The organism is Sulfurospirillum sp. UCH001, assembly GCF_001548035.1.
Lineage (GTDB): Bacteria > Campylobacterota > Campylobacteria > Campylobacterales > Sulfurospirillaceae > Sulfurospirillum.
On sequence record NZ_AP014723.1, the window covers coordinates 1,461,148 to 1,487,147 of the forward strand.

The 26,000-nt window shown below is 37.6% G+C and carries 27 protein-coding genes; 9 read left to right on the forward strand and 18 right to left on the reverse strand.

What is annotated here, in order from left to right; genetic code table 11:
- Positions 1-51: 51 nt before the first annotated feature.
- Genes UCH001_RS07320 through UCH001_RS07360 form a run of 9 tightly spaced genes read right to left on the reverse strand, consistent with a single transcriptional unit; the run spans position 52 to position 8,684 of the window.
- Positions 52-1,860 (reverse strand): menaquinone biosynthesis decarboxylase, encoded by a 1,809-nt coding sequence (locus UCH001_RS07320; RefSeq protein ID WP_067176292.1) that lies wholly within the window; start codon positions 1,858-1,860, stop codon positions 52-54.
- Positions 1,861-1,869: 9 nt separating this feature from the next.
- A complete protein-coding gene (hemC, locus tag UCH001_RS07325; RefSeq protein WP_067176295.1) occupies positions 1,870-2,814 on the reverse strand; it encodes a hydroxymethylbilane synthase in 945 nt (314 codons plus the stop codon).
- On the reverse strand, positions 2,811-3,671 hold the full coding sequence (locus tag UCH001_RS13105) for a thioredoxin domain-containing protein (protein ID WP_082705694.1): 861 nt from the start codon (positions 3,669-3,671) through the stop codon (positions 2,811-2,813). The genes hemC and UCH001_RS13105 overlap by 4 nt, the downstream gene beginning before the upstream one ends.
- A complete protein-coding gene (locus tag UCH001_RS07335; protein WP_067176297.1) occupies positions 3,622-4,044 on the reverse strand; it encodes an FxsA family protein in 423 nt (140 codons plus the stop codon). Before UCH001_RS07335 ends, UCH001_RS13105 begins: the two co-directional genes overlap by 50 nt.
- Positions 4,041-5,744 carry a proline--tRNA ligase gene (locus tag UCH001_RS07340; RefSeq protein ID WP_067176299.1) on the reverse strand — a complete coding sequence of 568 codons (1,704 nt, stop codon included), beginning with the start codon at positions 5,742-5,744 and terminating at the stop codon, positions 4,041-4,043. Before UCH001_RS07340 ends, UCH001_RS07335 begins: the two co-directional genes overlap by 4 nt.
- Positions 5,741-7,045, reverse strand: a complete 1,305-nt coding sequence (gene hemA, locus UCH001_RS07345) for a glutamyl-tRNA reductase (protein WP_067176302.1) — start codon at positions 7,043-7,045, stop codon at positions 5,741-5,743. Before hemA ends, UCH001_RS07340 begins: the two co-directional genes overlap by 4 nt.
- Before the next feature lies 1 nt (position 7,046).
- Positions 7,047-7,943 carry a polyprenyl synthetase family protein gene (locus tag UCH001_RS07350; RefSeq protein ID WP_082705695.1) on the reverse strand — a complete coding sequence of 299 codons (897 nt, stop codon included), beginning with the start codon at positions 7,941-7,943 and terminating at the stop codon, positions 7,047-7,049.
- A gap of 8 nt (positions 7,944-7,951) precedes the next feature.
- The gene (locus UCH001_RS07355) at positions 7,952-8,377 is read right to left on the reverse strand and encodes a hypothetical protein (RefSeq protein ID WP_231963912.1); all 426 of its coding nucleotides are present in this window, start codon (positions 8,375-8,377) and stop codon (positions 7,952-7,954) included.
- Between the two features lie 28 nt (positions 8,378-8,405).
- The gene (locus UCH001_RS07360; protein WP_067176307.1) at positions 8,406-8,684 is read right to left on the reverse strand and encodes a DUF2018 family protein; all 279 of its coding nucleotides are present in this window, start codon (positions 8,682-8,684) and stop codon (positions 8,406-8,408) included.
- Positions 8,685-9,104: 420 nt separating this feature from the next.
- Between UCH001_RS07360 and UCH001_RS07365 the strand changes: the two genes are divergently transcribed.
- From UCH001_RS07365 to UCH001_RS07385, 5 genes are all read left to right on the forward strand, one after another.
- Positions 9,105-10,367 (forward strand): O-acetylhomoserine aminocarboxypropyltransferase/cysteine synthase family protein, encoded by a 1,263-nt coding sequence (locus tag UCH001_RS07365; protein WP_067176309.1) that lies wholly within the window; start codon positions 9,105-9,107, stop codon positions 10,365-10,367.
- 10 nt (positions 10,368-10,377) lie between these two features.
- The gene (locus tag UCH001_RS07370; RefSeq protein WP_067176312.1) at positions 10,378-10,791 is read left to right on the forward strand and encodes an Rrf2 family transcriptional regulator; all 414 of its coding nucleotides are present in this window, start codon (positions 10,378-10,380) and stop codon (positions 10,789-10,791) included.
- A 21-nt stretch (positions 10,792-10,812) separates the two neighbouring features.
- A complete protein-coding gene (gene cysK, locus UCH001_RS07375; RefSeq protein WP_067176315.1) occupies positions 10,813-11,742 on the forward strand; it encodes a cysteine synthase A in 930 nt (309 codons plus the stop codon).
- 97 nt (positions 11,743-11,839) lie between these two features.
- Positions 11,840-12,637 (forward strand): GGDEF domain-containing protein, encoded by a 798-nt coding sequence (locus UCH001_RS07380; RefSeq protein WP_067176318.1) that lies wholly within the window; start codon positions 11,840-11,842, stop codon positions 12,635-12,637.
- Positions 12,638-12,697: 60 nt separating this feature from the next.
- Positions 12,698-15,328 (forward strand): valine--tRNA ligase, encoded by a 2,631-nt coding sequence (locus UCH001_RS07385; RefSeq protein ID WP_067176320.1) that lies wholly within the window; start codon positions 12,698-12,700, stop codon positions 15,326-15,328.
- Between the two features lie 46 nt (positions 15,329-15,374).
- Here the strand turns inward: UCH001_RS07385 and mog are convergent, their stop codons facing one another.
- The 6 genes from mog to UCH001_RS07415 are packed head-to-tail and all read right to left on the reverse strand — an operon-like array spanning position 15,375 to position 20,992.
- Positions 15,375-15,902: a molybdopterin adenylyltransferase gene (gene mog / locus UCH001_RS07390; RefSeq protein WP_067176322.1), complete on the reverse strand. Its 528-nt coding sequence runs from the start codon at positions 15,900-15,902 to the stop codon at positions 15,375-15,377.
- Complete coding sequence (locus UCH001_RS07395; RefSeq protein ID WP_067176325.1) at positions 15,899-16,840, reverse strand: ketopantoate reductase family protein; 942 nt, start codon at positions 16,838-16,840, stop codon at positions 15,899-15,901. Before UCH001_RS07395 ends, mog begins: the two co-directional genes overlap by 4 nt.
- Before the next feature lie 6 nt (positions 16,841-16,846).
- The gene (gene hisD, locus UCH001_RS07400; RefSeq protein ID WP_067176328.1) at positions 16,847-18,139 is read right to left on the reverse strand and encodes a histidinol dehydrogenase; all 1,293 of its coding nucleotides are present in this window, start codon (positions 18,137-18,139) and stop codon (positions 16,847-16,849) included.
- 12 nt (positions 18,140-18,151) lie between these two features.
- Entirely contained in the window at positions 18,152-19,033 is an 882-nt protein-coding gene (locus UCH001_RS07405; RefSeq protein WP_067176330.1) for a 1-aminocyclopropane-1-carboxylate deaminase, read from the reverse strand.
- A gap of 44 nt (positions 19,034-19,077) precedes the next feature.
- Positions 19,078-20,154 carry a class II fructose-bisphosphate aldolase gene (fbaA, locus tag UCH001_RS07410; protein WP_067176333.1) on the reverse strand — a complete coding sequence of 359 codons (1,077 nt, stop codon included), beginning with the start codon at positions 20,152-20,154 and terminating at the stop codon, positions 19,078-19,080.
- 25 nt (positions 20,155-20,179) lie between these two features.
- Positions 20,180-20,992 carry a peptidyl-prolyl cis-trans isomerase gene (locus tag UCH001_RS07415; protein ID WP_067176336.1) on the reverse strand — a complete coding sequence of 271 codons (813 nt, stop codon included), beginning with the start codon at positions 20,990-20,992 and terminating at the stop codon, positions 20,180-20,182.
- A gap of 119 nt (positions 20,993-21,111) precedes the next feature.
- On the opposite strand from UCH001_RS07415, the gene nth reads away from it, so the two are divergent.
- On the forward strand, positions 21,112-21,753 hold the full coding sequence (nth, locus tag UCH001_RS07420; protein WP_067176339.1) for an endonuclease III: 642 nt from the start codon (positions 21,112-21,114) through the stop codon (positions 21,751-21,753).
- Here the strand turns inward: nth and UCH001_RS07425 are convergent, their stop codons facing one another.
- Positions 21,754-22,317 (reverse strand): thioredoxin family protein, encoded by a 564-nt coding sequence (locus tag UCH001_RS07425; protein ID WP_067176342.1) that lies wholly within the window; start codon positions 22,315-22,317, stop codon positions 21,754-21,756.
- A 3-nt stretch (positions 22,318-22,320) separates the two neighbouring features.
- On the reverse strand, positions 22,321-23,610 hold the full coding sequence (locus tag UCH001_RS07430; RefSeq protein WP_067176344.1) for a Xaa-His dipeptidase: 1,290 nt from the start codon (positions 23,608-23,610) through the stop codon (positions 22,321-22,323).
- Positions 23,611-23,655: 45 nt separating this feature from the next.
- Here UCH001_RS07430 and UCH001_RS07435 point away from each other — a divergent pair, with 45 nt between their 5' ends.
- The 3 genes from UCH001_RS07435 to UCH001_RS07445 are packed head-to-tail and all read left to right on the forward strand — an operon-like array spanning position 23,656 to position 25,386.
- The gene (locus UCH001_RS07435; protein WP_067176347.1) at positions 23,656-23,886 is read left to right on the forward strand and encodes a hypothetical protein; all 231 of its coding nucleotides are present in this window, start codon (positions 23,656-23,658) and stop codon (positions 23,884-23,886) included.
- Between the two features lie 6 nt (positions 23,887-23,892).
- Positions 23,893-24,792, forward strand: coding sequence for a tRNA 5-methoxyuridine(34)/uridine 5-oxyacetic acid(34) synthase CmoB (gene cmoB, locus UCH001_RS07440; protein ID WP_067176350.1), 900 nt, complete (start codon positions 23,893-23,895; stop codon positions 24,790-24,792).
- 48 nt (positions 24,793-24,840) lie between these two features.
- Positions 24,841-25,386, forward strand: a complete 546-nt coding sequence (locus UCH001_RS07445) for a thioesterase (protein WP_067176353.1) — start codon at positions 24,841-24,843, stop codon at positions 25,384-25,386.
- On the opposite strand, the gene UCH001_RS07450 is transcribed toward UCH001_RS07445, so the two are convergent.
- Complete coding sequence (locus UCH001_RS07450) at positions 25,381-25,974, reverse strand: MBL fold metallo-hydrolase (RefSeq protein ID WP_067176356.1); 594 nt, start codon at positions 25,972-25,974, stop codon at positions 25,381-25,383. The genes UCH001_RS07445 and UCH001_RS07450 overlap by 6 nt on opposite strands.
- Between the last annotated feature and the right edge of the window lie 26 nt (positions 25,975-26,000).

The window sequence follows — 26,000 nt, forward strand, 5'->3', positions numbered from 1 at the left end:
AAAATGTATATCATTCCTCATCATGAGAAATGATATACAAAAATAGAGAGCTTAAATGTGGAAATGTTTTAAAAATTGTGGATTATTTTCAATCAAACCAAGCTCTATTAAATGACTTATAACAGCCTGATCGCAATCAGTATCTTTTGGCCACTCTCTTGTATAGCCATCCAATGCATTTTTAGTGGTTGCATCGATACCAATAAACTCATCTTCAACAAAAATATCGCGTAGTGCATCGATGTTATTGACCACGCGCCAAATAAGCATATAAGCATTATCGACGTCATTACCATTTTTATCGACAACAACTAAAAGTTTCATATGCTCTTTAAGAGGCTTCAATGCTTCGTAAACCTCTTTTCCTGCTCTTTGTTTATCAATCGTTATCACAGTAATAGGTGTTTTTGTTTCCGTTTTGTACTGTTTTAGTGTACACACTTCTGGAACCAATGTTGTAACTTTTAAGAGTAGTTCTCTATCACTCAAAATGGCTTTAGAAGGAGCATCTACAATCTCACCTGTACAATCAACTCCTAGCTTTCCACCAAAAAGCGCATTCGGAGAAGCATGATCGAGTGCATCACATACGCCTTCGCTGATTAAGAGACGTTTTGCACTGATTCGATTTAAAATATAATCGCTTAGCTTTTCATAATCTTCAAGCTCTGGAGCATTTTCATCGACAAAAATAGCATGTTTCACAAAACTCATCTGTCCAACACCCCAAAATGCGTGCATAAATTGCTTCGCATGCCCTGGATACAGTACATTCATTTTTGCCAAAATCAAGTTATGGAATACCCCATTTTCAGGCATGTTGTAGTCAATCAAATCCGGTGCTGTGGTTTTAAGAAGCGGTAAGAAAATACGCTCTGTCGCCCACCCCATATATTTGTCTTCCAAAGGAGGTTTTCCTACAACGGTTGCTTGATACACAGGCTTTTCTTTACTGGTAATGCACGTCACATCCATTACAGGATACGGCTCTTTTAGTGTGTAATAACCCGTATGATCGCCAAATGGTCCTTCTATTTCCATCTGACTTGGATCAACCCACCCTTCAATGACAATATCTACATCTTCTGGTACGTAAATTGGATTAGTAAGTGACTTCACTAAACGCGCATTTTTATCTTTGATAAATCCATACAATAAAAGCTCAAACATACCAATTGGCATTGGCGCTTGACCACACCAAATGTAGAGCGGATCACCACCAATTCCAATACTAACAGGCATTTTTTTACCTGCTTTTTTATATTCGTGGAAAAAGTGTGCACTGTCTTTATGAATTTGCCAATGCATACCTAAACGGTTCTTATCGTATACTTGTAAACGATACATACCTAAGTTTTGTTTGGTACCATCTAGGCTTTGCGTATATACTTGTCCCATTGTGATAAATGGACCACCATCTTCGCTCCATGTTGTCAAAATCGGAAAATCATAAAGATTTGGCTCTGTATATACCTTTGTTTGGCAAATCCCCTTTCCTGAAAGTCGCTTTGGAAGAGCATTTTTGAGATTGAAAAGTGTACCAAGCATGCCAACCTTATCCATAAAGGATGTTGGGGGCTTCATATGCATCAATGCCTCAATTTGTTTTGAAACATCATTAGGACTTTTACCAAAGATAAGCTCTGTTGCTTTGGGAGAACCAAAAACATTCATCAAAACTGGCATATCAAAATGTTTACCTAATCTTTTACTCACGGGTTTTGTAAAAAGAAGAGCTTTAGAATCTTCTTTTTTAACTTCAACATACGCTAAATGAGGAATTTCTAAATCAATATCTAATTCAGTATCTATGACTCTCAGAAGATTATGGTTACGTAAAAGTTCTATGGTTTTTTGCATATATTCCCTTTAAAATACTTCGCTTAATGCCATTTTTTCAGCACGCTCTAGTAAGCCTTTTGCACCTTTGTCAACAACTTTTTGTGCTAATGTTTTACCTATAGTCAAATAATCTGTACGTGTGCCATTCATTGATTCTGTCATAATTTCAGAACCATCAGGAAGTCCTAAAATAGCCTTCACTTGTATTGAATCGCCCTTCACTTCTGCATTAACACCTATTGGAACTTGACATCCACCTTCTAGAACGGTAATAAATGCACGCTCAACCATCGTCTCAACAATCGCATCTGAATCATTCAATACAGAAACAATACGCTCTACTTCTGGATTATCTACAATCTCAATTCCTAATGCGGCTTGTCCAGAAGCTGGAATCATAATTTCTTTTGAAATAGGACTAAAATAACGCACTTCACTTGCAAGACCAAGACGGTTAATACCAGCACTTGCTAAGATAATTGCGTCAAATTCGCCTTCTTTAAGCTTACGAATACGAGTGTTGACATTACCTCGAAGATTTTTGATGATTAAATCAGGACGTATTTTTAAAAGCTGCATTCTTCTTCTTAAACTTGTAGTACCAACAACGGCACCATTTGGTAATTCGTCAAGGCAACTATATTTTTCAGAAAGCATTGCATCTCTGACATCTTCGCGCTTGGTTATGACGCCTAATTTTAATCCTTCTGGAAATTCCATAGGCACATCTTTTAGACTATGAACTGCGATGTGTGCCTCGCCTCTTAACATTGCTTCTTCAAGTTCTTTAGTAAAAAGACCTTTCCCACCGATTTTTGCTAAAGGGGTATCAAGGATTTTATCACCTTTTGTCATCATTACAGACAACTCAACTTCTAGACCAGGATGCGCTTTTTCAAGCTCAGCTTTAACATGTTCTGATTGCCAAAGAGCAAGTTTACTACCACGTGTTGCAATAACTAATTTTTTCATTTTGTCTCTTTTATAAAATTTCTGTAACTTCGTTTACTATCATCTTTTTTGCCATCAAAATAGATGGTAGGTGTGCCATTAACCATTAAGTTAGTAGCGAGGTCTTGGTCATCGTTTAATTGTTTGAGAATATGTGCTTGATTAATTTGCTCAACCGTAAAGTTTTTATTGAGTGCTTTGTTAAAAATGTCTAGAACGACTTTCTCATCGCTCTCTTTGATATCAAAAAACTCTTTATACACTTTTGCGACAATTTCTTTATCGCCCTTCTCTTCTGCTAGGATCATTGCTTTTACAAGCGTTGGAGCCGCAGGATGAATATTGAGTGGGAAATGATAATAAAAAAGAGCAAATGTTTCAGGATTTTTCTGTACATCCGCAATAACTTCAGGAATAAAATCCATACAGAAAGGACACAAAGGGTCACTGAAAACAACAATTTTATGAGGGGCATTGAAATTTCCAGCTAAAAGATGCTCTTTGTTATACGCTCGGACATCCATATCAAGCGAATACCTTCCTTTAAGGCTTCTGCCACTATTAATGTCTGCAAAATCTTTACTCAAAATCTTTCCATTGGTAAATACAATGTCATTAACAGACAGTTTTTTCCCCTCTTGCTTTGTCAGCATAAGATCAATACGCACAAAATAGACCATCCAACCAGCGAGATCTTTCATCTCCTCTTTTTTGAGAATGACGACTTTATCGAATGTATAGCTCTCGTTAGGTGCAATTGCTTTTTGTAAAAATGTCGTTACTTTTTGATCGAGTTCAGCATTGACATCAGCCGCAAATAGAGAAAAACTACTTAAGGCGATGATTATCGTCAATAACTTCAACATCAATGATCTCATCTTCATTTCCTTGTCTAAAATGGTGTGGAGGATTTTCCTCTTTATCGTGAAAAAATTTTGAAACAAACAACGTTACAATAGAGCTAAATTGCAGCAAAAGACCTACAATATCACCTAAAAAACCAGGCAATATCAATAAAATAGCTCCAACAATCGTCCACAGGTTTAAGCGTTGAAATGATTCAATACTAATCTCTCCTTGCATCAATGCATTAAGATTTTGCATAAGTGTTATACGCATATTGGCAAGTAATATAAGTCCTATAACTGCAGATAAGACAAGTTCAGCAAAAGTTGCAACTGCACCTATGGCCGAAGCCATATTAACACTTACCATCACCTCAAAGAAGAGATAGATCAAAAAGTATTTCACGCTAAAAGTTCCTTCAATTTTGCAAGAGCTTCTTCTTTTTTGACAACTATTTTTTCTAATGTTTTACGCTCAACGATCTCTACAAAACCCTCTTCAAGTTCTTTACCAACAATAAGCGCATACGGTAATCCGATAAGTTCATAATCTTTCATTTTAAAGCCAAAACGCTCATTTCTATCATCAAGAAGTACACTTAATCGCTCAGCTTTTAGAACGTTATAAATACTCTCAGCATAGGCACTCTGCGCTTCATCTTTGCTGTTTGAAACAATGATATCAAGTAGATATGGAGCGGTTTGTTTATTCCAAATACATCCCTTCTCATCGTGACTTGCTTCGATCATTACCGCAACTAAGCGACTCACACCAATACCGTAACATCCCATATAAAACGGCTGTGCTTTACCATTTTTATCTAAAAAGGTTGCGCCCATTGCTTTTGCATATTTTTGTCCGAGTTGAAAAATGTGCCCTACTTCAATACCTTTAGTGATTCCAAGTTCTCCGCCACAACATGCACAACGATCACCTGCTTTGACACTCACTAAATCTTTATAACGATCCTCTTTGAAGTTGAACATTGAAACACCTACCATATGGAAGTCTGTTTCATTGGCGCCACAAATAAGGTTTTTAGCCTCTTTTAATTCTAAATCTATGTAAAATTTTACACATTCTAATCCGACAGGCCCAATAAATCCTGCTTTTAAGCCTGCACGTTCGACTTCCTCAAGGCTTGCATCGACAAGATCAAGTGCACCACATGCATTTTGAGCTTTCGTCTCTTGAAGTTCATCATTACCTCTTACAAAGAAGACAATAACATCTTCTTTATCGACATAGATTGCTTTTTTTACGACTGCTTTAATACTATAAAATGGGTCAACTTTGAAAAAGTTACAGACATCTTCAATCGTTTTCATATCGGGAGTTTTAAATTTAGAGAGATTTGCTTCAGGTGCATCCGCACTTGTTGTTTTAGGAGCACGTTTTGCTGCTTCAATATTGGCAGCGTACGAGCATTGTTGACACACAACGATGTCATCTTCTCCATTTTGTGCCAAAACCATAAACTCTTTACTACCACTACCACCGATAGCACCACTATCTGCTTCAACAGCTCTAAAGTTCAGTCCTAAACGTGTAAAGATTTTGGTATAGGTTTTTTCCATAACGTCAAACTCTTTTTTCATACACGCTTCATCTTCATGAAAACTGTAACCATCTTTCATCGTAAATTCACGACCGCGAAGTAGTCCAAAACGAGGACGCGCTTCATCACGGAATTTGGTTGTTATTTGGTATAAATGAAGAGGGAGTTGTTTGTAACTATTGATACGATTGCGAACAACATCGACAACAACCTCTTCATGTGTCGGTCCTAAAACAAATTCGTTCTCTTTTCGATCTTTAAAACGGCATAACTCTTTGCCAAATACATCATAACGTCCACTTTGTTTCCAAAGTTCAGCAGGTGTGACCACATCCATTTGGATCTCTTGAGCACCTGTTTCATCCATCTCTTCTTTGACAATATTTTTGATTTTGTCAAAAACGATTTTTCCCATCGGCAAAAAGTTATACAGTCCACTTCCTACTTGAGAGATAAAACCGCCACGCACCAAGTATTGATGGCTTGGAAGCGTTGCATCTTTAGGTGCTTCCTTTGTTGTTGGTGCATACAGTTTTGAAAATCTCATTTTATTCCCCCCATTTGGTATTCACATTTATACATATTGATTCGTTTTGTTTGGTCTTCATTAATGTTAAAAATATATTGAACGGCTTGAACAATCGTATCTGCTTCTGGTTTTTCTGCAACTTCTTTGAGATTTTTTGTAGCAGAGTGTAAAAAGGAGTTAAACGCATGATGCAATACTTTAGAAACTTGATCTTGTAATTCTTCAGGAATGTACCCTTTTTTGACTGCTTTTTCTAACTCTTGCATAGAACACTCTTTCGCATGATCACGGATCTCTTTAATGATTGGATCAACACACATGCTTTGCAACCATTTAAAGAAGTCCATTGTTGAGCGACCAACAATAGAATAAGCAATTTTTGCTTGCTCTTCACGAAGTGACATATTTTTATTGACAATTTCTTCAAGGTCATCAACTGCATATACATGCAAATTAGCATGATCTTTGACATCAATATCGCGAGGTACTGCTATATCAAACCAATAACGTGAGAACTCTCTCTCTTCAACCATATCATCTGTAATAACACTATGAGGTGCACCTGTAGCACTAAAAACTAAACGGTAACGGTTGATAAACTCTGTAAGCTTAGAATACGGAGCTGTTGTAGCAAGCTCTCCTAATTCTGTTGCTAAAGCTTGAGCATGCTCTAAATTACGATTAATAATAATAACATTGACACCGTTTGAGACAAGGTGTTTTGCCGCTAACTGACTCATTTCACCAGCACCAACAACCAAGGCGCTTAGTCCACCAATGCTACCTAAGAGATCTTTTGCTTTATTGACAGCTACACTTGATACCGAAACAGGACTTTTTGAGATATCAGTACGGCTGCGCACTTCAGCAGCACAGCGAAACGCATGGTGCATTGCTCGACCGAGTTTTTGTCCACAATAATTGTTTTCAAACGCAAATTTAAACGCTTCTTTAAGTTGTCCTGCGATTTGAGTTTCACCAATAACCAAGCTGTCCAATGAAGAGCAAACGGTAAAAAGATGGTGAATCGCGCCATTATCCTCATAAATATCTGCTCTGCCTTCTAATTCCTCACGCTCTATTCCCGAAACATGACTTAAAAGATCAAACGAATCGCTTAATGCTGAGGCACATTCTGTTACACTTGCGATCACTTCAACACGATTACAGGTTGAAAGTAAAATCACTTCATTTACAGCAGCACAGCTTTTCAATGTTCCCATAAAGTGGCGACATTTTTCTTCTGAATTGAATGCTAATTTTTCACGAATGCTAATATCTGTATTTTTGTGTGTGAAACTAATAGTGAGATAGTGCATATTAAAAATTCCTCTCGATCATCTCTTTTATAATGGAGCTTAAGCCAACATCTTCTTCTTTCTCAATCACTGCTAATGCTTCTAACCCTAATTTTCTTGCATAGAAAATGGAGTCTTCCAATGCTTTTGTTTCATGCATTTTTGACTTAATCCACTCTTTTTGTGCATCGTTAAGTTCTTGTTGGAACAAAGACAGAAGTTGTGTTTGGTCGCCATGAGAAAGTCTTTGATAAAGATAAAGATATGGAAGCGTTGTTTTTCCTTCTTTAAAATCATTAAGTGAAGGTTTACCAAGAGTCTCGCTTGATTGGGTAATATCTAAAATATCGTCTATGATTTGGAAAGCAAGCCCTAAATTTTTGCCGTATAAAGCGTAAATATCGCCATCTTTTCCTGCCAATAAAGCAGCGGCTTTTGCAGAAGCTTCAATCAATGAAGCTGTTTTTTTGTAGATCATATCAAAATAACGCTCTTCACTATCGTTAAATGTATTTGAGAGTTCAACATCTAGAAGCTCACCTACTGAGAGTAACGCAACCGCATGAGAAATGCTGTAAGCAACATCTTGAGGCATAAAAGTAAGTTCACTAAAGCCTTTTGAATACAAAATATCACCGAGCATAATCGCTGTTTTATTGCCAAAAAGCGCATTGATCGAATCCTCACCACGTCTTGTGAATGCATCATCAATCACATCATCATGAAGCAAACTTGCCGCATGAATCAACTCAACAATCGCTGCTAATTTCAACGAAGCATCGCTCACTCCAGCAATTTTCAAAATTAACTTTGCGCGTAAACGTTTACCTTTAGGAACTCTATGAAAGAGCTCAACACTGCGTGCGTCGCCTAAAGAAGCGACCATCTCTACCATTAAATTTTCAACTTTTCCTAGCACCTGCAATCCTACGGTTTCTTTTTAGGTTTAAACTCAACTTCTAAACGTTGCTGATTATCTTCTATAAATATATCTAAAATTGCCTCTTTATTTCTTTTATCGAACTCAGTAAAGACAATTCTTGCATATGTTTTAGAAAGTATCTTATTCTCTCCATCTGGCAAAAGAGGTATAACAATACTCTCTAAAGGGTATTTCTGCTCTAGTACATACTGCGTTGGGTAACCTCTATAGTTGACAAGAAGCGTCAACATATTATTGGTAAAGAGTGTCCAACGAAGTTTGAGCAAATACTCATTATTAGGGTTGTCTGCTGTTGGTTTTTTTGTAACCTCTTTGTGGTTGATTAAAACCAGCCCTACTTCATCTTTTTTGAGAACGAACTTATGTTCGTATTCATACTCAATTTGTGCAAACAATGAAGTTGAACACAACAATACCCCAAAAAACAAACACCGTATTTTATTCATTTTGAGTTAATATTTCCCCAACAGAACTGATAAAAAGATCATTATTATGCTCAACAACAGTATCCAAATCTTCTGTCAGCACTGTGCGAATCATTCCTTCTAAGGCATCAACTCCTACTTGCTTTTCAAGTAAAATTTCCATAGCGCTGTAACGATCGACAATTTCTAAAAGTTTTGTCTTTACAAGTTCGCGGTTAGCATTAAAGAGGATGTCAAAGAACTTGCTCTTAGGGCTCCCCATAAAAAAGTCATCTTCATCTTCATATAACATCAACTTCTCCTATACTTAAAAAAAATGATTATAGCACAGTAAAACTTGCCTCATCTGAAAAATGGACGCTAGATTTGAGAATTTAAAAGAGATTATAGAGCTAACACAATGTTAGTGAGAAAAAATATATCACATAAAAAATAGTTAAAAATATGTCCTAAATATCGATATTTACATATAATTTTATGTATAATAATCTCTATAATTTTTTCTGTTAGTTTCTTTATATTTCATTGGGATTTGCGTATTATTTTCTATTTAATGCGTTTTTTATATTCTATAGATCATTATTCATTTTGCCCTCCTCTTTCTAAAAAATCAATCTCTACTTTTTTAATCATTAGTTTTTTGATAAAGTTACTTGACATTAGAAAAAAAATAGTCTATACTTTCAGCAACAAAACAAAAAAAGGATTTGAAATGAATCAAGAAACTCTCGCTTTACATTATGGATATGACAAGCAACAGTTTGGAACAATGTCAGTTCCTGTCTACCAAACAACAGCATATGATTTTGGAAGCGCAGAGACTGCTGCAAATCGTTTTGCTTTAAAAGAGTTAGGACCTATTTATACACGTCTTAATAACCCAACAACAGATGTTCTTGAAGCTAGAATAGCAGCTGTTGAAAATGGTGAAGCCGCTATTGCTACAGCGAGCGGACAAGCAGCGATCTTTTTTGCCATTGCAAATCTTGCTGAAGCGGGTGATAACATCATTGTTGCTAAGAAAATTTATGGTGGAGCTACAACGCTTTTAACACACACCATTAAACGTTTTGGCATTAAAGCTAAAGTGTTTGATAGTGATAGTGCTGATGACTTAGAAGCATTGATCGATGAGAAAACAAAAGCAATTTTCTTTGAAACACTTTCAAACCCACAAATTGCAATTCCAAATATCGAAAAAATCGTCGAAGTTGCTAAAAAATATAACATTATTACCGTTGCAGATAACACCGTTGCAACCCCTATTCTCTTCCAACCACTTAACCATGGCATTGATGTAAGCGTTCATAGTGCGAGTAAATACATCTCTGGTCAAGGAAGCGCCATTGGTGGTTTAGTCGTTGAGGCAAAAGGGCTTAATGCAAAACTCATTGGCAACCCACGTTACCCACAATTCAACGAACCAGATGAGAGTTACCATGGATTGGTCTATGCAACATTACCATTCCCTATCTTTTCACTCAGAATTCGTCTTTCACTGATTCGTGACATTGGAGCAACGATTGCACCGTTTAACTCTTGGTTACTCATTCAAGGACTTGAGACACTTTCTCTTCGTGTGAAAGAGCATTCACGCAATGCTTATAAAGTGGCATCATTCTTAAAATCGCACCCAAAAGTCAAAAAAGTCTCTTATCCTGGACTTGAGAGTGATCCTTTACATACAAGAGCAAAACAGTACTTCAAAGATGCTCAAACATCAGGACTGTTAAGCTTTGAAGTGGAAGATTTTGAATTTGCAAAACATATCTTAAATTCAACAAAAATCTTCTCAGTCGTTGTGAATATTGGTGACTCTAAGTCTATTATCACGCATCCAGCAAGTACTACACATCAACAGCTCTCTGCTGATGAGTTAGAAAAAGCAGGTGTCAAAGCTGGACTTATTCGCCTTAGTATCGGTCTTGAAAATGCAGATGATTTGATCGAAGATCTTAAAATCGCGCTCGGGTAAGGAGAAAAGTATGTCACTACTCTCAACCAAAGGAATGTATGGCTTAAGTGCCATGTACCAGCTCTTTTTATCGAAGAGCAACAAACCATTACAAATTAAAGAGATCTCAGCACGTGCTGAGATCCCACAAAACTACCTTGAACAACTTTTAATTCTACTACGTCAAGCAGGCTTGGTCAGTAGCGTTAGAGGTGCTTATGGTGGCTATTTGTTAGCAAAAAATGCTGAGGATATTTTGATCAAAGATATTCTTATCGCCCTTGAAGGCAATCTTGTTGTTACAGACGTTGACGTAAAAGACCCAGTTCTTCGTATTTTCTATGAAGAGAGCAATCATAAAATCCAAGAGATTTTCAATGTGCCCTTATCAGAATTTGAAGTCTATTCACAACGTCTTAGTAACCAATTAAACTATAGCATCTAAATCTAATTAAAGGAGATTCCTATGTATGCAAAAAACGTAACAGAACTTATCGGTAACACTCCACTTGTAAAACTTAACCATGCATCAAATGCATCGAATGCTTTAGTGCTTGGAAAATGTGAATTTTTGAATCCATCACATTCAGTAAAAGATCGTATCGGTTTCAACATGATTAAAACAGCCCTAGATAAGGGCTTAATTGATAAAAATTCAATTATTATTGAGCCTACCAGTGGAAACACAGGTATTGGTTTAGCAACCGTGTGTGCAAGTCTTGGTTTAAAACTTATTTTGACAATGCCAAGTTCAATGAGCTTAGAGCGCCGTAAACTCTTAGCAGCACTAGGTGCAGAACTTGTTTTAACAGAACCAACATTAGGCATGAGAGGCGCTGTTGAAAAAGCAACTGAGCTTTCAAAAGAGACACCGAACTCTTTTGTACCACAGCAATTTGCCAATGAATCAAACCCAGCAATCCACTATGCAACCACAGCAGAAGAGATCTGGAAAGATACCGATGGTAAAGTTGATATTTTTGTTGCAGCGGTAGGAACAGGTGGAACGATTACAGGAACAGGAAAAAGACTAAAAGAGCTTAATCCAAATATTAAAATTATTGCTGTTGAGCCAGACACTTCACCCGTTCTTTCAGGAGGAAACCCTGGACCACACAAAATTCAAGGTATCGGTGCAGGATTTGTTCCAGCTGTCCTTGATACAAAAGTGTATGATGAGGTTGTAAAAGTCAGTTATGAAAATGCTATTGAAACATCACGTAATTTAGCGAAACAAGAGGGCTTATTGGTTGGTATTTCAGCAGGTGCCAATGTCTATGTTGCGTCAGCTATCGCACAAAAAGCAGAAAACAAAGGTAAAACTATTGTTACCATTTTATGTGATACAGGCGAGCGTTATTTAAGTGCAGGCTTGTACGAATACAAAGAGTCGTGAAAACGACTCTTTATTTTTTTACCTCTACTTTTTTTACTCTCCACTTTAACAGATTTTATGGTACTATTTCCCCAATACAAAAGGGGTATATAAACTCATGAAAAGAGTACCTAGCATTTTGCTTAAAAAGCCTATTTTACTAGGAACAATAACCTTCATAGTAAATCTTTTCATTAGTACAACACCTGTTTTAATCTTACATGAAAAGCATCTTGATCAATACAAAAACACTTTTGCTCTTTTTGATTTTTTTGATACAAAATTGCTCACGGAACAGCAAGAAATTGTTCAAAGTGCACTCATTTATTCTTTTGTTTTTTCTCTTATTCTCTCTATCCTTATTACATTTTTGGCTATTTTTTTAAAAAAATCTTACCTTGAAGTCGAAAATCTTTCACATTTTGATGGATTGACAGGACTTTACAATCGATTGATGTTTATGACGATCTTCCAAAAGGAGATTCATAAAGTTAAACGCAACCAAGAAAACCTCTTCTTAGTCATTCTTGATATTGACGATTTTAAGCCTATTAATGACACGTATGGACACCTTGTAGGAGATGAGGCCATAAAGACCACTGCACATACCTTGCAACATCTTTTACGTACCTCCGATACCATTGCTCGTTTTGGCGGTGATGAGTTTATTATTAGTATTGTTGATCAGGACAAAGATGCCGCTTCGATCATTGTCAATCGCATATTGAATGAATTTAATCATAAAGTTATTCCTGTGTCACGAAATCATGAACATCAAGAGTTACAAATCAACCTTAGTATCGGCTATACAGCGTATAAAAAAGATGATGATTTTAAAACAATGTTACAACGTGCTGACCAAGCACTTTATATTTCTAAAGAAGCAGGCAAAAATACCGCTACTTACCTTGCTTAAACCAAGTCTTACCCCTCTTTTTGTATAATCCCCTAAAAAATTTATAAGGTATATAAACCTATGAGCGAAAAAAGTACTGTTTACAATCCAAAAGAGATCGAAGAGAGTTACTACAAGATTTGGGAAGATAGAGGCTACTTTGAGATTGATGGAAATAAAACAATCCAAGAGAGCGGTAAAAACTTCTGTATTATGATGCCTCCTCCAAATGTTACAGGAAGCCTTCACATTGGTCACGCCCTCACCTTTACCCTCCAAGACATCATTACACGTTTTAAACGTATGGATGGTTTTAAAACTCTTTGGCAACCAGGAACTGATCATGCGGGTATTGCTACACAAAACGTTGTTGAAAAACAACTTCTTGCACAAGGGATTAAAAAAGAAGAGCTTGGACGCGAGAAATTTTTAGAGAAAGTTTGGGAATGGAAAGCGTACAGTGGCGGACAAATCGTTCATCAGATGCGAAAACTTGGCGTTTCTCCAGCTTGGAGCAGAGAGCGCTTTACGATGGATGAAGGACTCAAACACTCTGTTAAAAAAGCATTTGTAAAATACTACAATGAAGGTATGATCGTTCGTGGCAACTACATGGTTAACTGGTGTACCCACGATGGTGCGCTTAGTGACATCGAAGTAGAGTATGAGCAAAACAAAGGCAAACTCTACCACCTCAAATACTTCCTCAAAGACTCTAACGACTATCTCGTCGTTGCAACGACACGTCCAGAGACTTACTTTGGTGATACGGCTGTTATGGTTCACCCTGAAGATGAGCGCTATAAACACTTGATCGGTCAAAAAGTGGTTCTTCCACTCATTGGTCGTGAAATTGAAATTATCGCTGATGAACACGTTGATATGAGCTTTGGAACAGGTTGTGTTAAAGTAACCCCTGCTCATGATGTTAACGACTACGAAGTTGGCAAACGTCACAATCTAGAATTTATCACTATTTTTGACTCTAACGGTATTTTAAATGACTATTGTGGTGAGTTTAAAGGACAAGAGAGACTAGAGGCGCGTGCTCCTATTATGGCTAAACTCGATGCTGAAGGTTTTGTCGATAAAGTGGAAGACTATGAGAATCAAGTTGGTCACTGCTACCGTTGTAAGAACGTGGTTGAGCCGTATATCTCAAAACAGTGGTTTGTAAAAAAAGAGATCGCAGATGGTGCAATTGCTAAAGTCAATGAACACTTAGCAGAGTTTTATCCTAGCCATTGGATCAACTCATACAATGCATGGATGAAAGACCTACGTGACTGGTGTATCTCGCGCCAACTTTGGTGGGGACATCAAATTCCTGTATTTTACTGTGATGCATGTGGTCACGAATGGGCAAGCGAAAAAGATTGTGAGCATGAATGTCCAAAATGTAAAAGCGCTAAAATCCACCAAGACCCAGACGTTCTAGACACATGGTTTAGCTCGGGTCTCTGGCCATTTTCAACACTGGGTTGGGAAAATGGAGACGCTTATAAAGGCGAGAAATGGAATGAGAATGACTTAAAAGACTTTTACCCAAATACGCTTCTCATCACGGGTTTTGACATCCTTTTCTTCTGGGTTGCGCGTATGATGTTCTCAGGCGAACATACACTTGGAGAACTTCCATTTAAAGACATTTACCTTCATGCCCTTGTTAAAGATGAACACGGTCAAAAAATGAGTAAATCTAAAGGCAATGTCATCGATCCTCTTGACACTATCAGCGAATACAGTGCCGATACTTTACGCTTTACACTTGCTATCTTAGCTGTTCAAGGTCGTGATATTAAACTCAGTGGTGAGAAACTCGAGCAAATTAGAAACTTTACCAACAAACTTTACAATGCGTCACGTTTCTTGCTCATGAATGCAAACTCATTTAAAGATTTGGAAAATATCGAGATTAAAACAGCCCTTGGTGCGTATATGAAAAGCCGTTTAGCTGTTGCGATGGAAGAGGTACGAGCTCACTTTAGCGATTACCGTTTCAATGACGCCGCAACCACCCTTTACCGCTTCTTGTGGGGTGAATTTTGTGACTGGGGCATTGAGCTTAGTAAAGCCGATAAACCTGCGATTTTAGAGTTAGGTTCTATTTACAAAGAAGCGATGAAACTAATCCATCCATTTATGCCATTTATCTCAGAGTTCCTTTACCAAGAGCTCTCAGACACGACACTCGAATCAACAGAGTCCATTATGGTGAAACGCTACCCTCATGCGCTAAAACGTGATGAGCAAATCGAGAAAACCTTTGAACTTGTTATCGAAGCGATTGTTGGCATTCGTCGTGCAAAAGCAAATATCGACCTTGGAAACAAAAAAATCGAACATGCTTACATCAAAGTACCAAATGCAGAAAATCTTAAAGATGCTATTAAATACATTAGTTTATTGGCAAAAGTTGAGAAAATCGACTTTACAGAGACAAAAATTGCAAACTCTGCAACCGATGTTGGCGATAATGTAGAAGTGTTTATTCCTCTTGAAGGCGTTGATCTTAGCCCTATTATTGAGCGTTTGAACAATCAAAAAATCAAACTTGAAAAAGAGATCATGAAGCTTTCAGGTATGCTCTCAAATGAGCGCTTTGTGGCAAATGCCCCAAAAGAGGTTATCGCAGAAAATCAAAAAGGTTTGGATGACGCTAAATCAAAAATGGCAAAAATCGAAGCAGAACTTAACTCTCTTGGAGTGTAAGAATCTCTAAAGAGTAGGAGCTTTTTAGCTCCTACTCTACCCTATTTTAGGCCTTTGGACGAAAAGGCTTAATCACCTCTTCATGACACGTTAAAAATGGTCCTTCTAAAAGATCGATACAATATGGAACAGCTGGGAAAACAGCATCCAAACACTCCCGAATCGACTTTGGTTTTCCAGGAAGATTGATAATCAAACTTTTACCCCTAATTCCTGCAGTCTGACGTGATAAAATGGCTGTTGGCACATACTTAAGGCTTACTTGACGCATCAACTCTCCAAAACCTGGCATCATCTTCTCACATACCGCTTCTGTAGCTTCAGGTGTGACATCACGAAGTGCAGGACCTGTTCCTCCCGTTGTAACGATCAAACAACATTGATCGTGATCTGCCATATGCTCAAGGGCTGCCTCGATTAATGGCTGCTCATCAGGAATGACTTTATAAACACTTTCCCATTCACAACTCAGATACGCATTTAGTGTCTCAATAATCGCTTTGCCTGAGAGATCTTCATACACACCTGCACTTGCACGATCAGAAACAGTTAATATTCCAATTTTTGCTTTCACACTTTTTCTCCCAATTTAAATTCAAGCAATGCCTTAATCGTTTTTGTATAAGGTGCATCGACACCTATTTGATGAAGTGCTCTTATCACAACACCACAGATTTCTTCTATCTCTAATGATCTTCCATGTTCTAAATCTACAAGCATTGATGGCTTAATAGAATCAAACTGTTTGATAAGAGTAAACATTGCGTCAACATCTTCTTGCGAAATCTTAATATGCAAGCTACGAGCTGCATGCGCTGTTTCTTGCATCAATCCATATACCACATCAGCAAGAGAATTTTGCTCAAATAAAACACCTGTTTGCACACGAAGCAAGGCACACAAAGCATTGACACCATTGTTAATGATAAGCTTTTTCCAAAGCTCTTGTTTGATATCGTGTGTTGTTTGTGTAGGAATTTCTGCTTGATTGAAAATCAGCGCGAGTTCTTCTAAAAAACGCTCATTTTCCATTGATGAATGCATCATTCCTAAAATAGTCTCAGCAGTGCCCACAGCCTCAATATAGGCTGGTTTGTTAACATGTGCACCAATTTTGCGTGTCAATCCACCGATGATATACTCCTCAGCAAAGTAATCACACAAAATCGCTTCATTTTCGACACCATTTTGCAATGAAAGAATATAAGGAGGCTTCATTTGGGTACGCAACCATTGTGCAAGATGCATAGACATCTCACGCGTAGCAATGGATTTAGTTGCGAGAATTATCAGATCTATCGAAGTGGCATCCAAATCAGCTAAACTATCAAGATCAAACGCCCTGATTTTTTCTTCAAATTCAAAATGTGGATGCTTGACATGCAAGCCTTCAGTTTGAAGAGCTTCAAGATGTGCGCCTCTTGCCACAAAAGCGACATTATGACCTGCTTGGAGCAGGCGCGCTCCAAAATAGCTACCAACGCCGCCCGCTCCTAAAATAATAATATTCATGGCTGTCTATTTAGAAAGACGAACGCGAACACTTGCTTCGTGTGCGCCAAGACCTTCTGTATGTGCGAGTAATGCACATGCCTCACCAATCTCATCGATGCCTTGTTTACTCATACTAATGATGGATGAACGCTTCAAGAAATTCTCTACCCCTAATGGTGAGTAAAACTTAGCTGTACCGCCCGTTGGAAGCGTATGGTTAGGTCCAGCGATATAATCCCCAATAGGCTCTGGCGTGTAAGAGCCCATAAAAATAGCCCCCGCATGGCGAATTTTAGGCAATAAATCAAAAGGATGTGATGTCACTACTTCTAAGTGCTCTGGCGCAATTTGATTCATTAAATCAACCGCTTCATCCATCGTTGACGTTACAATAATCGCTCCACGCTCTTTAATAGAAACTTCTGCAATCGCTTTTCTATCTAGTTTTTCAAGCCATGCATACACTTCTGTGCGTGTTTTCTCAGCAATTTCTAACGAAGGTGTAATGAGAATAGAACTTGCCATCTCATCATGTTCTGCTTGAGAGAGAAGATCAATCGCTAAATGGTGAGGATTTGCACTCTCATCCGCTAATACGCCAATTTCGCTCGGTCCAGCGATCATATCAATGTTTACTTCACCAAAGACCAACTTTTTAGCGGTTGCAACGAAAATATTTCCTGGTCCTGTGATGACATCAACTTTTGGAATGCTCTGTGTACCGTATGCCATTGCAGCAATAGCGCTAGCCCCTCCCACTTTGTAAGCTTTTTTAATGCCACACAGATGCATAGCAGCAAGCAACAATGGATTGAGTTCATTATTGGGTGCTGGCGTACAGACAACAATCTCTTTAACACCTGCAACAATAGCAGGAATAGCATTCATTAAAAGACTACTTGGATACGCCGCTTTACCACCAGGGATATAAAGGCCTGCACGATCTACTGGAGTAACTTTTTGTCCTAAAACAGTACCATTATTCTCAAAATCAAGCCATGATTTTGGGATAAGTTTTTCATGATATGCATAAATGCGTTTGTACGCAAGCTCTAACGCTTCTTTGAGTTTCACATCAAGCGCATCATAGGCTTTTTTCATATCTAAAGTTTTTACTTCGAGCGCCTCATCACTCTCTACACACCATTTATCGAATTTTTCAATGTGATTTTTTAAAGCGCCATTCCCTTCGGCTTTAATCTCTGCAATTATGTTTAAAACGATCTTTGAGACATTTTCCATATCCATATGTCCACGACGCAAAAGTTCGTCAAATTGGGCTTTGAAATTTGGTTCATTCGTTTTTAAAAGTAACATTGTTCATCCTCTTTATAAGTGCTTTATTATAGTTTTTTTTCGCTTATAGCGTTCTTCCATTGAGCTATTACCCAAAATTCCACCTTGGTGCACGTAGATAGGCGTACCATGAAGATGAGGTAAATGCTCTAAAAGAACACTCCATCCTACAGGATCATACACCAAATCAAACACCACATCCATTTCGTGTTTCAATCTTTGCCAGAGTTCAAACAGCTCTGGATAGAGTTTCCCATAATGAAATTTTTTAGCTGCTGTAAGTATGATGGGGAAATGAGTAGTTTCTGGTTCAACCATCGTCCACTGTTTTTGCAAATAAGTACTATCCCCTACGGTAGGACACGTATATACAGGGAAAGGTAGATGCTTTTGCAAAAAAAGTGCTGTTGTTCCTGTGCCAGAAGGTAAGAAAAGGTATGGGTTTTGAATGTTTTCTCTTTGAATATCAGCTAAGAGCTCTCTCGCCAATACAGCGACACCTTCTTCAGCTTCTTTTTGTCTGCCACCCTCTTCAACATGCACTGTTTTCTCATCACAGTACATTAAAATTTCATCTTCACGTGTATGGGATTCTATAACCTTCATGCCATTCTCACAAGCAGCTTTGTAATTACCTATAGGATTTTCTTTAAGAAAGCTTGGAATATGGTCACACACATAGATAAATTCCCACCCTTTTAGACGCGCTAGTACAGAAAGAGAATACATAGCGTTTGATTGGTTTGATCCTGAGCTCACCACGCGTTTGATAATAGGAAAATCATGCGTCAGAAAGTAGTGAAATTTTCGAGCTTTGTTACCTGAAAAATCTTTATATAAGAGATCATCACGTTTAAGATAAAAAAATTGATTTTGAAAAGAACGTCTCTCAAAAGGGGATGAAGGAAAAAGCATTTAAATGTATTGGAGAAGAAGCCCTATTTTAGGGCTTCTTATAATTAACAACGGTTTAAACAATTCAGATCTTCAAAGGCTTTGAGAAGACGACTTTTGACAGCCTCTTCACCAGGGCGAAGCCATTTACGTGGATCATAATATTTTTTATTTGGTTTATCGTCACCTTCTGGGTTACCAATTTGTCCTTGAAGGTAAGGAGCGTATTTTTCAATATACCCTTTAACACCTTCCCAAAATGCCCATTGAGTGTCGGTGTCGATGTTCATCTTAATAACACCGTATCCTACTGCTTCACGAATGTCAGCAAGTTCACTTCCGCTACCACCATGGAATACAAAATTCACTGGTTTTGCATCGGTTTTAAATTTTTCTTGAATATATTTTTGAGAATTATCCAAGATTTTTGGTGTTAAATGAACATTACCTGGCTTATAAACGCCATGAACATTACCAAAAGATGCTGCTATCGTAAAGTTAGGACTTACTTTCATAAGCTCTTCATACGCATAGGCTACATCTTGAGGTTGTGTGTAGAGGGCAGAGTTATCCAAGTTGGTATTATCAACACCATCTTCTTCTCCACCTGTACAACCAAGTTCAATTTCTAACGTCATACCCATTTTGCTCATACGTTTTAGGTAAGAAACACATGTTTGAACGTTCTCTTCCAAAGACTCTTCAGAGAGATCTAACATATGTGAACTGTAAAGTGGTTTACCTGTTTTTGCAAAATGCATTTCACTTGCACTGAGTAATTCATCAATCCAAGGAAGAAGTTTACGTGCTGCATGATCTGTATGTAAAATTACAGCTACACCATAGGCTTCAGCCACAGTATGAACATGCAATGCACCACTAATAGCGCCAAGAACACCTGCTTTAAGTCCATTGACGCCTTTTCCTGCATAAAATTCAGCTCCACCGTTAGAGAACTGAACAATAATAGGAGAGTTCGCTGCTTTTGCTGCTTCTAAAACTGCATTGATAGAGTTAGTTCCTACAACATTTACAGCTGGGATTGCAAACTGATTTGCTTTTGCGATTGCAAAAACCTTTTGCACATCATTTCCTGTCACAACACCTGGTTTTATACAATCAAAAATTTTCGCATTTACCATAAAATACCTTTGAGTTAATCTGGAATTACTTGATGGTTACTTTTGCATTTTTTCTAAGTGTTTGTGCTTTATCCGCTACTTGAATACGGAATTTTTCCATTTTCAAGCCATTTTCAATTTGTGGTTTAACCGCTTCAAATGTTGCTTTTTCTGCTGGTTTTGTGTCTTCAACTAAGATTACGTGGAAACCAAATTGTGTTTGAACTGGAGTTTTAGTGATTTCACCTTTTTTAAGTGCAAACGCAGCATCTGAGAAAGGTTTTACCATTTGATTTGCAGCAAACCAACCAAGTTCACCACCGCCTTGTCCGCTTGGTCCTGTTGATTTTGTTGTTGCTAATTCAACAAATTTGTCATTAAGTTTTTGACCTGATAAACCATCAAGTTCTTTAATAACATCTTTCGCTTCTTGCTCAGTTTTAACAAGAACGTGTCTTGCTTTTACTGTTGCTGGTTGCATAAATTTGTCTGCATTTTTGTCATAGTAGTCTTTAACATCTTTTGCATCTACTTTGACTGCATCGTAGATTTTCTTCATCCATACTTCAAGGGCAAGGTCTGCTTTAATACGTTTTAACGCTTCAGCATACTCTTTATCTTTCTCTACACCGCTTTTTGTTGCTTCTGTTGTCAATAATTTTCTCTCAACAGCTTGCTCAACGATTTTTTGTTTTGCATCTGCAGGAAGTTCTTCAAACTTTGCGCCTTGCATAGCACGCATAAGAACAGCGATATCTTGATCGTTAACATCTTCACCGTTTACAGTTGCATAAACTGTTGCATTTAAACTTACACCTAATACTGCCGCAGCAATACTACTTAGAATAACTTTTTTCACTAAGATCCTTTATTGAAGTAATTCGCGTATTGTACCCCAAATCTTATTACTATTTCTTAAATGAAATGTTAATTTTAAGGATTGTCGGTATAATTTTTCAAAACGAAGCAAGGTTTGAGATGAAAAAAGCAACCCAAAAAGAGATTGCAGCCATTAAAGCTCTTTTTTTAGAACATTATCCAATAGCGGTTACGGAACTAAAATACACCTCTTTATACGAGCTATTAGTCTGTGTGATGCTCTCAGCACAATGCACAGATAAACGTGTCAACCTCATCACTCCAGCACTTTTTGAGCAATATCCTACGTTAAAAGCGCTTTCAAATGCCAACCTTGATGACATTAAGTCTTTTATCAATTCATGTTCATTTTTCAATAACAAAGCGGTCAATCTTCTCAAGATGGCACAAAAAGTCGTGGAACTCTATGATGGAGAAATTCCTTTAGATGAAAAAAAACTTATGGGACTTGCAGGCGTTGGGCAAAAAACAGCCCACGTTGTGATGATTGAGTATGCCAATGCCAATTTAATGGCGGTTGATACACATGTCTACCGCGTTGCGCATCGATTGGGACTCTCAAGTGCTAAAACAGCGATTAAGACGGAGGAAGATTTAACAAAGATTTTTAAAAGTGAACTGCATACGCTTCACCAAGCAATGGTACTTTTTGGCAGATACACCTGCAAAGCAGTCCATCCCTTATGTGAAGCGTGTTTTTTAAAAGCGTATTGTAAAACGACACAAAGCTTTAAAGTCTGATCATCCAGTAACGGTATCAATCCATTTTATAGAACATCCTTGTGATGGATGCTGAACTTTAGGAGCTTCTTGTTTGCTAAATAAAAGCATGATCGCCTCTCTAAGATCTTCTTCTTTAACGCTACGTGCATCTTGCCAATTATCATCCAAGCGTCCATGATAATAAAGCTTTTCTTCCGCATCAAATAAAAAGATATCTGGTGTACAAACGGCACCTAAACTTTTAGCAACCATTTGGTGCTCATCAATGAGATAAGGGAATTCTATCCCCATCTCTTTAATCTTATCAAGCATGTGAGACGGTGAGTCTTCTGGGTAATTTGGATGAATATTTGGGTTGATAGCAACAGCGGTAATATCGAGTTTTTTAGCAAATTCAGCAACCGCATTAAGACGTTTCCAAATTGCATTGGAATAAGGACAATGATTACACATCACTGCAATTATGAATCCACCTTTACCAAAAAGATCTTTACTTTTGAAAATTTTTCCATTTGGGTCTTCAAGTTCAAAATGTTCTAATGTTTTACCAAGTTCAAGTGAAGCAGAATGTATCAGTGCCATAGCTTAATCCTTATATGTATTAATAATTTTTTGAACAATAAATGCTGTATTGTTAACAGAATTCATATCGCACTCTTCTCTTAATGAATGAGGATAACGAATGGTTGGTCCAATAGAAACAGCTTCTATTTTCTTTGGCTGACGCAAGATTAATTCCCCACATTCAAGCCCCGCATGAATCGCTTTAAACGCGGCATGAGGGTAAAATTCTTTCATCACACCATACACACTCTGTGCAAAAGAAGTCATTTCAGGGTTCCATGCACCATGCCACCCCTCTTGTTTTACATCAAAACCAAGTGCCTTAAAAAAAGCCATTGTTTCATGTGTTAGTATAGCCAAATTTTTATCATCCATAGCACGTGCAGCACAATCAAGTCTAAGAACACCTTCAAAATCAGAAATGATCCCTAAGTTAATACTCATAGAAGGAATATCAAGTGTTCTATCCCATTCACGGACCCCTTGTGCAAAAGCACCAATTGCTTTGATAATAGCGTTAGATTGGACAATAGCACTTGTGTATGTTCCTTCTTCTAAGGCTTTTACACTCAAACGCGTATCTTCAACTTGTAAAGGTGCTTTAGACGCAACAATAGCCTTTGCACTTTTTGGAATAGCATTGCGTCTCTCGCCTCCTTGGAGACTGACCAAAGAGACATCGTGTTTTAATAACTCATACCCCAATGCTTTAATCGCAGAGGGAATTTTTTTATCGATATCTACACCAGAATGACCACCAACAAAATCAAAAGCACTAATTTCATAGAGCTTTGCCTGTTCATCAAGTGGTACATAATGTAATGCTAAAGATGCGATGACATCTACACCACCTGCACAGCCGATATAAATTTCACCCTCTTCTTCGGCATCTAGATTTAAAAGATAAGAGGATTTTAGTGGTAAGCGAAATTGCATAGCGCCAATAAGCCCTACTTCTTCATCTGAAGTAAAAAGACACTCTACGTTTTCATTTCGCTCCATAGCCCAAAACATAATAGCCATACCCATGCCATTATCTGCACCTAAAGTAGAGTTTTTTGCCTTTATAAGGGTATTTTCTAAGACAATTTCAATTTTATGTGTCTCACCAATACACACCATATCGTAATGTGCTTGTAAGCACACCTTAGGTGATCCTTTTTGACAAAGGATGTTTCCAGCATGATCTTCTTGTACTTCAAAACCCAAAGAGAGTGCAAACGTTTTAATATAATCTTTCATTTTAGTTGTATGATGACTACAACGTGGAATTGCCGTTATGGCTCTAAAATGCTCTAATATACGCTCCATCAAAACCCTTGAAAATTTAATAAATGAAATGCTATTATAGCTACTATGAAAACAATATTAATCCTTTTAACAGGTCTTCTTTTTCAAGGTTGTCTCTATTTTAATGACCGTGGAGTATCGGGTCGTTACTATAATGATTGCAAAGAGTACTACGATGGCATGGGTATTTACCATAAAGAATGCGACGAAAATCTTGTTGACTACAAAACAGTAACTGATGGTGTTTCCAAAGGAGTTGACAAGAGTGTTAATGCTACCAAAAGCCTTTTCGAATAATCTTCCATGTCTTTAACTACGATTCGCCAAGAGCGCTTGGCATGGCTTAACTGGAAAGATATTGCACCGATGCGACAAGCTCTCGCGTCTTTGCCTTCCATACAAAATATTCACTACACACTAGGCAATACCGTTACAATAGACTCCTCGCAAATCAATGATGCCGAAAAAGAGGCTATCAAAGAGTGTGCCTTAGCCCTTCGTCCTTGGCGCAAAGGTCCTTTTGAACTTTTTGGAACCTTTATCGATACCGAATGGCAAAGTTTTATAAAATACAATCTTTTAGAGCCCCATTTTAATCTAGAAGGTAAAATTGTAGGAGACATTGGTTGTAATAACGGCTACTATCTTTTCCGTATGCTTTCACAAAACCCAAAAAAATTAGTTGGGTTTGATCCTTCGGCATTGTATAAAACACAATTTGATTTTATCAACCATTTTATGAAGAGTGATATCGTTTATGAAATGCTAGGTGTGGAGCATCTACCTTTATACGAACATAAATTTGATACTCTTTTTTGTTTAGGAGTACTCTACCATCGCAGTGATCCTATTCAAACACTTAAAGCCCTCTACCAAGGACTCAATCCAGAGGGTCAGCTTATTTTGGACACTTTTATGATTGATGGAGATACACCAGTAGCCCTCTGCCCTTCTAAAACGTACTCCAAAATTCCCAATGTCTATTTTGTACCAACAATTCCTGCATTGTATAATTGGCTAGAGCGTGCAAAATTCAGAGACATTGAGCTTTTGGAAATCAAAACAACTGACACAGATGAGCAACGAAAAACAGAATGGATTTACGGAGAGAGTTTGGAGCATTTTTTAGATCCAAACAACCCTGAACTTACTGTCGAAGGCTTTCCTGCACCAAAGAGAGTCTATATTAAAGCAAAACGCTAAATCAGCCGATTTGCACACAATAAAACGAATTAACAGCAAGGATGCTAAATGGTTAAGAGTAAAGCGGGATTAGTCAAAGAGATGATTGATAATACCAGCAATTTTGATGATGAGTTGGAAATATCAGATGACGTCTCACTCGATTCAACCAATTTTTTAAATGATGACATCAAAACACATCAAAAAGTTAAAAGTACTCTTGTTGGGAATCTTGTTGAACTTGCTAAAAACACCTCTAAAGTTGTTTTACAAACTACCAATGACATGAGCGTTGATGAATTTGGACTCATTCACAGTGGTTTTCTTTTTGGCTCGGCAGAATACGCAGCTGTCGCGGCTGTCAATGAACCTAATGTTGTTGTTATTGGATGTCGCACCAAATTTTTTGCCCCAGCTAAAGTGGGTGACTTAGTCAACTTTGAGGCAAAAGGTCGTTTTGAAGATGCAAGAAAGCGAGAGATTAAGGTTATCGGTATGATCAATGAGATTAAGGTGTTTGAAGGTATTTTCCAAGCGGTTATTCTTGAAAGACACATTCTTCAAACACAGATCGATGAACTCCAAGCGAGTTTCAATCCTAAAGATTTTTCATAAAAAATTGAACCAATAAGGTACATTTTTTTGCTCAGCTTTGAGCGTTGTACTGCTTCCATGACCTGGAAAAATTTCCCAATCTGCTTTAATTTTTAGGAATTTTTCCAAACTTTGTCGCATTTGTTCACTGCTACTGTATGGAAAATCATACCGACCAATAGAATTTTTAAAAATAAAATCCCCACTAAAAAGCGCATTTCCAATTAAAATGGCACTACATCCTGGGGTATGCCCTGGGAAATGGAAAAATGCAATATCAATGCCTTCTATCGTGAAGGTTTGATCCCCCTCAACTGCGATATCAGCATGACTCTCTGGTGTACCCTGCGTAAAAGGGTCATTTTCTAGCATAAAACAATCATCTTTTGGGGCATAAATAGGAACATGAAGTTCTTGTACAAGTGCTGCATTACTCCATACATGATCAAAATGGCCATGCGTATTTAAAATAGCTACAGGATGATTGACATTACGCAAAACCCATTCTGTAGCTTCCATACCAGGATCAATAATAATTTCTTTTCCATCAATACTTACAATATAACAATTTGTTCCATAAGCACCACATGCTCTACTTTTTATCTGCATTTATCACTTCTTTCTAGTATTTCTCA

What these genes read in the sequence shown, in the direction of transcription:
- fbaA (WP_067176333.1), bottom strand. Translation starts at nt 20,154, where the DNA reads ATGGTAAATGCGAAAATTTTTGATTGTATAAAACCAGGTGTTGTGACA.
- UCH001_RS07450 (WP_067176356.1), bottom strand. Translation starts at nt 25,974, where the DNA reads ATGCAGATAAAAAGTAGAGCATGTGGTGCTTATGGAACAAATTGTTAT.
- hemC (WP_067176295.1), bottom strand. Translation starts at nt 2,814, where the DNA reads ATGAAAAAATTAGTTATTGCAACACGTGGTAGTAAACTTGCTCTTTGG.
- nth (WP_067176339.1), top strand. Translation starts at nt 21,112, where the DNA reads ATGAAAAAAGCAACCCAAAAAGAGATTGCAGCCATTAAAGCTCTTTTT.
- UCH001_RS07430 (WP_067176344.1), bottom strand. Translation starts at nt 23,610, where the DNA reads ATGGAGCGTATATTAGAGCATTTTAGAGCCATAACGGCAATTCCACGT.
- UCH001_RS07360 (WP_067176307.1), bottom strand. Translation starts at nt 8,684, where the DNA reads ATGTTATATGAAGATGAAGATGACTTTTTTATGGGGAGCCCTAAGAGC.
- UCH001_RS07405 (WP_067176330.1), bottom strand. Translation starts at nt 19,033, where the DNA reads ATGCTTTTTCCTTCATCCCCTTTTGAGAGACGTTCTTTTCAAAATCAA.
- UCH001_RS07385 (WP_067176320.1), top strand. Translation starts at nt 12,698, where the DNA reads ATGAGCGAAAAAAGTACTGTTTACAATCCAAAAGAGATCGAAGAGAGT.
- UCH001_RS07380 (WP_067176318.1), top strand. Translation starts at nt 11,840, where the DNA reads ATGAAAAGAGTACCTAGCATTTTGCTTAAAAAGCCTATTTTACTAGGA.
- UCH001_RS07435 (WP_067176347.1), top strand. Translation starts at nt 23,656, where the DNA reads ATGAAAACAATATTAATCCTTTTAACAGGTCTTCTTTTTCAAGGTTGT.
- UCH001_RS07340 (WP_067176299.1), bottom strand. Translation starts at nt 5,744, where the DNA reads ATGAGATTTTCAAAACTGTATGCACCAACAACAAAGGAAGCACCTAAA.
- hisD (WP_067176328.1), bottom strand. Translation starts at nt 18,139, where the DNA reads ATGTTACTTTTAAAAACGAATGAACCAAATTTCAAAGCCCAATTTGAC.
- cysK (WP_067176315.1), top strand. Translation starts at nt 10,813, where the DNA reads ATGTATGCAAAAAACGTAACAGAACTTATCGGTAACACTCCACTTGTA.
- UCH001_RS07320 (WP_067176292.1), bottom strand. Translation starts at nt 1,860, where the DNA reads ATGCAAAAAACCATAGAACTTTTACGTAACCATAATCTTCTGAGAGTC.
- UCH001_RS07395 (WP_067176325.1), bottom strand. Translation starts at nt 16,840, where the DNA reads ATGAATATTATTATTTTAGGAGCGGGCGGCGTTGGTAGCTATTTTGGA.
- cmoB (WP_067176350.1), top strand. Translation starts at nt 23,893, where the DNA reads ATGTCTTTAACTACGATTCGCCAAGAGCGCTTGGCATGGCTTAACTGG.
- UCH001_RS07425 (WP_067176342.1), bottom strand. Translation starts at nt 22,317, where the DNA reads ATGGCACTGATACATTCTGCTTCACTTGAACTTGGTAAAACATTAGAA.
- hemA (WP_067176302.1), bottom strand. Translation starts at nt 7,045, where the DNA reads ATGCACTATCTCACTATTAGTTTCACACACAAAAATACAGATATTAGC.
- UCH001_RS07445 (WP_067176353.1), top strand. Translation starts at nt 24,841, where the DNA reads ATGGTTAAGAGTAAAGCGGGATTAGTCAAAGAGATGATTGATAATACC.
- UCH001_RS07370 (WP_067176312.1), top strand. Translation starts at nt 10,378, where the DNA reads ATGTCACTACTCTCAACCAAAGGAATGTATGGCTTAAGTGCCATGTAC.
- UCH001_RS13105 (WP_082705694.1), bottom strand. Translation starts at nt 3,671, where the DNA reads ATGAGATCATTGATGTTGAAGTTATTGACGATAATCATCGCCTTAAGT.
- UCH001_RS07365 (WP_067176309.1), top strand. Translation starts at nt 9,105, where the DNA reads ATGAATCAAGAAACTCTCGCTTTACATTATGGATATGACAAGCAACAG.